The sequence below is a fragment of the Aeromonas sp. L_1B5_3 genome (genome assembly GCF_963866575.1).
Taxonomy (GTDB): Bacteria; Pseudomonadota; Gammaproteobacteria; order Enterobacterales; family Aeromonadaceae; genus Aeromonas; species Aeromonas jandaei.
Window position 1 is genome coordinate 1 of sequence record NZ_CAWMDN010000076.1, and the last position, 618, is coordinate 618.

A 618-nucleotide genomic window follows, 5' to 3' on the forward strand; every position below is an offset into this window, starting at 1 on the left:
GTGATGGCGCCAACCCGACCATCTCCGCCGTCAGCGGCACCGCCATCACCGAGATGGCGCAAGGGGAGGCCGCTGCGGTCAGCACCATGAGTTTCACGGTGACCCACGGCAGCGATGCCCTTGATCCCGCATCTCTGGGTTTTGATATCGCCACCATCCAGAGCACCCTGACCGGTCTCACCAGCCATGGCAGCCTGATCAGTTTCTCCCTCGACGCCAACGGCCAGCTGGTGGGCACCACGGCAGATGGTCGCGAGATCCTGCGTGCCGAGCTGAGCTTGGTCGATAACAACGGTAACTGGAGCGTCACCGCCAAGGTTACCCTCACGGGTGAGCTGGATCACAAGGGGAGCGAATCCCTCAACCTGCCGTTGGCGGTCACCCTGGCCGACAAGGATGGCGATCGCATAGGTACCACGCTGCCGCTTACCATCGCGGATGGCAAGGCACCGAGCTTTATCGCGGGCAAAGGCGTGTCTCTGGATGAGGGGGACCTCACCGGCAGCAACAGTCTGAGTAAAACCGGTCACTTCGACGTGCAGGCAGGGTCGGATCGGGTGGTCGAGGTGGCGTTTGCCGATGGCAGCCAGCAACCGGCGCTCACAGCCCTCGGCCAAA

Annotated in this window: 1 protein-coding gene; it reads left to right on the top strand. The window is 63.1% G+C overall.

Annotated elements, in window-relative coordinates; translation table 11 throughout:
- Positions 1-618: hypothetical protein (locus AACR93_RS04620; protein ID WP_043852305.1), on the top strand; the 618-nt coding region annotated here is incomplete at both ends.